General features: G+C 44.0%; 4 protein-coding genes and 1 pseudogene. 4 read left to right on the top strand and 1 reads right to left on the bottom strand.

Annotated features, from left to right (window positions below; all coding sequences use genetic code 11):
• Window positions 1-204 precede the first annotated feature (204 nt).
• Window positions 205-849, bottom strand: a complete 645-nt coding sequence (gene hisG / locus E5S67_RS31390; protein ID WP_172193312.1) for an ATP phosphoribosyltransferase — start codon at window positions 847-849, stop codon at window positions 205-207.
• 306 nt (window positions 850-1,155) lie between these two features.
• Here hisG and E5S67_RS33815 point away from each other — a divergent pair, with 306 nt between their 5' ends.
• The 4 genes and pseudogenes from E5S67_RS33815 (at window position 1,156) to E5S67_RS31410 (ending at window position 3,650) form a co-directional block, all read left to right on the top strand.
• Entirely contained in the window at window positions 1,156-1,302 is a 147-nt protein-coding gene (locus E5S67_RS33815; protein ID WP_246277082.1) for a hypothetical protein, read from the top strand.
• Between the two features lie 131 nt (window positions 1,303-1,433).
• Window positions 1,434-2,084, top strand: coding sequence for a glutathione S-transferase family protein (locus E5S67_RS31400; protein WP_172193314.1), 651 nt, complete (start codon window positions 1,434-1,436; stop codon window positions 2,082-2,084).
• Window positions 2,085-2,136: 52 nt separating this feature from the next.
• Window positions 2,137-2,823 (top strand): two-component system response regulator RppA, encoded by a 687-nt coding sequence (gene rppA, locus E5S67_RS31405; RefSeq protein WP_172193316.1) that lies wholly within the window; start codon window positions 2,137-2,139, stop codon window positions 2,821-2,823.
• A 90-nt stretch (window positions 2,824-2,913) separates the two neighbouring features.
• Window positions 2,914-3,650: pseudogene (locus E5S67_RS31410) on the top strand (IS1 family transposase).
• Window positions 3,651-3,684: the final 34 nt, after the last annotated feature.

A 3,684-nucleotide genomic window follows, 5' to 3' on the forward strand; every position in this document is an offset into this window, starting at 1 on the left:
ACTCCTCCTACAAATGCAGTTCACGCTTCTGTTGACGCTCTACCTATTATCCTCTCTGGATAGCACTTTTACAAAACCGGGATGCTCCCCACGGCATTGCCGTGCCCTACTGTTCGCTTTGAGTTTTGATAATTGGTATAAGATTGAGGATTGTAGCAAGACTTTTTTAAATTGGTATGATGAGAAAACTCTAATTTTAGACCATCAAACAGTCGTCAAAACTTGCTCTCTCAACTTGCCGATCAACTCATTAACCCCCCCCGTATTCAAACGGTAACTCAAAGGATGACCGATTAAATAAGCCGAACTTTCAAACAAAACATCAATTTCTACCAAACCATTTTCTCGCAAAGTTTTGCCTGTCGAAACCAAATCCACAATAGCCTCCGACATACCCGTAATCGGTCCCAACTCCACAGAACCGTAAAGCGGCACAATTTCCACCGGCAAATTCAAATTGTGAAAATATTCTCTGGCACAGTGTACGAACTTAGAAGCAACTCTACCGTGAGGAGGCAAATCCACCGTTCGTCGATAAGAACTAGAACCCTTCACCGCCACAGACAGCCGACATTTGCCAAATTTTAAATCAATTAAATTGGCAACTTTCGGAGTTTTTTCCCGCAAAACATCATAACCAGCAATCCCCAAATCAGCTTGACCGTATTCCACATAAACCGGCACGTCGTGCGTCCTTACTAGCAAAGCTTTAGCTGTTCCGGTAGGGTCATAAATTTGAAGTTGTCGGTTAGAAGAATCGAGAAAAGCACTGAAGTCTAATCCAACCGATTTAAACAGCCGAATGCTATCTCCTAATAGTCCGCCTTTGGGAAGTGCAACAGTAATCATGTCAATTTTTAGAGTGTAAATTGCTTAATTTGGGAAGGGCGCGATCGCGGCACAAGCATAAACAGCTTTTACCAAACTCAGAATAACACATAGAGTTCATAGCGAAAAATAAATTTCGGGTATTGCTCGATCCTTTGTTTGAGTATATATTATATTTAGTCACTTTTTTAAAGGGCGGTCAGCATGGAAAAAAATCAAGAGTTTGACAGTCAAGAATTTGACGGATAATTTCACAGTGTAGACCCGGATTTCCTGAAAATTACAGTAGATGAAATCCTCTCAGGCGGCGGTCTAGAGGACGAGGAAATGGACTGTACAGTAGCCGTACCTACTGCTAACCACGCCAGCATCCGCAGGGACAGAAGCTTCTCCTCCCATGTGAAATCCAGCGTGTTAGATCGAGCCGCCCGATCGAAGTTTGCAGAAAAACGTGGAACGCTGAGAGGCTGTTAATGTAAAATCCTTGCAGAGGCTGGTCGAGAGAACTGGACACTCGCGCGATGCCATTGTGTATCACGCCATTGTGTATTCAACTCTAAAACTTAAAATTTAACGGGCGATCGCAAATAACTGACAGCTAAACTATGACCGAATTGACACTTGTTATTGGCAACAAAAATTATTCCTCTTGGTCGCTGCGTCCTTGGCTGGCGATGAAACAAGCTGGACTAAAATTTGCCGAGGTGAGAATCCCCTTAGGCTGGCCGACAACCCATAAGGAAATTCGGCGTTATTCTCCCTCGGGAAAAGTGCCAGTTTTAATCGACGGTGACCTAAAAGTGTGGGAATCTTTAGCAATTTGCGAATACGTTGCAGAACGCTTTGCTAATGATTTGTGGCCGGTCGATGTAGCGGAACGGGCGATCGCCCGTTCCATCTGCGCCGAAATGCACGCGGGGTTCCAAAATTTGCGCCAAAATATGCCGATGGACTGCCACAACCGCTATCCGGGAGAAGGGATGACTCCCGGTGTAGAAGCAGATATCGATCGCATCTTTGCTATTTGGCGCGAATGCCGCCAAAAATTCGGAACAGGCGGCAATATGCTGTTCGGAAAATTCACAATTGTTGACGCTATGTTTGCCCCCGTTGTCCTGCGTTTTGTCACCTACGAAGTCAAATTAGATTCAGAAGCAAAAGCTTATGCTGATGCAATTTTGGCACTACCCGCAATCCAGGAATGGGTAGCAGCAGCTTGCAGCGAAACGGAAAGTATTCCACACATTAAAATTTAGGAAAAATCAGTTTACTTAACCTAAAATCTCAAATCTCAAATTTGAAATCAGGATGCGGATTCTTTTAGTTGATGATGAAGTTGAGTTAACTGACCCTTTGAGTCGAGTCTTAACCCGCGAAGGTTATACAGTTGATGTGGCATTCGATGGAGAAAGTGGCAGTAATTTAGCAATGCAGGGCAATTACGATTTGCTAATTTTGGATTGGATGCTGCCGACACAAACCGGACTGGCAATTTGCCAGAAGTTGCGATCGCAAGGACGGAGTACGCCAGTGCTATTTCTCACCGCCAAAGATACCGTAGACGATCGCGTACAAGGACTCGACGCCGGTGCAGACGACTATTTAGTTAAACCTTTTGAACTGCGAGAACTCCTAGCCAGAGTCCGCGCATTACTGCGGCGGCCTCCTACTATTGATGCCGAGGTTGCTGTCGGGCGGCTGCAAGTTGCAGATTTACAGCTAGACTACGACAATCAATTAGCTTATCGGGGCGATCGCACAATTGACTTATCAGAAAAAGAATGTCAGTTGTTAGAATACTTAATGCGCCATCCCGGTCAATTGCTAACACATGAACAAATCCACCAGTATTTGTGGAATGAAGCAGAAAAACCCAGCAGCAATGTATTAGCAGCTCAAGTTCGCCTGCTGCGGCGCAAAATAGAAGCTCCGGGCGAATCTGTGCTAATTCACACAGTCTACGGCAGAGGCTATCGTTTTGGAGAAGCCAGCTAATAATAATAGAAATTGGGCGTTGCTGAATTAGGGCATAATAAATTTATAGTGCGAGCGCCCAAAAATAACACTTCAAAAAACGCACAGCATATGCAATGTCCTGAATGTCAATCAACTCATGTTAATAAAAATTGTCAGAAAAAAGGTAAACAGAATTATATTTTTGTCCGTTGTGGCAGACAATTTATAGATTGCTATCAACCTCATAAAGGTTACTCTGAATAAGTTAAACGTGAATGTCTCAGAATGTCGGTCAATGGTATGGGTTTTCCAGCAATTGAGAGGATTTGCATGAGTACACCACACCAGCATTATCAATTGGGTATAGCTTGTAGGAGAATTGTTCCCTGATACTTGCGAACCAGACACAATTCCCCTGGTGGGAGAACTTGATGAACTAGAAACGTTTGTTCGCCTTTAAAAAATAAGCTTTGGCGAGCGACGGCAGTAAATCACTTTCAGCCAGGGATTTTAGGATGGGTATTGGGAAGTGATAGTGCTATAACTTTTCTGCCACTATCGGAAGCGCGTTGGCAATGGGAAATGTTACTTTTATATCACAGGTGGATGGCCAGTTTACCCCATGTTTATCCCAGATGGAGACCAAATTATCTGTAAAACTTACATGACCAGAGTAGAGGGCGAGAATACGCGACTACGACATTACGCAAGCCCGGCTTCATCGCCAGACACTGTGCTATTCAAACTCTGTAGAAATGCTTAAACATTCTATGCGGTTAGTAATTCATTATCTTAAGTTTTGGGATGTTCCGGTTCCCTATCCATCCTATGATTTCAATCGCCCTCAAACGAGGCAAATCGCGTAGCCAAAACATCCCTTGACCGCACAAATCATACCTC

Source organism: Microcoleus asticus IPMA8, assembly GCF_013179805.1.
GTDB lineage: Bacteria > Cyanobacteriota > Cyanobacteriia > Cyanobacteriales > Microcoleaceae > Microcoleus > Microcoleus asticus.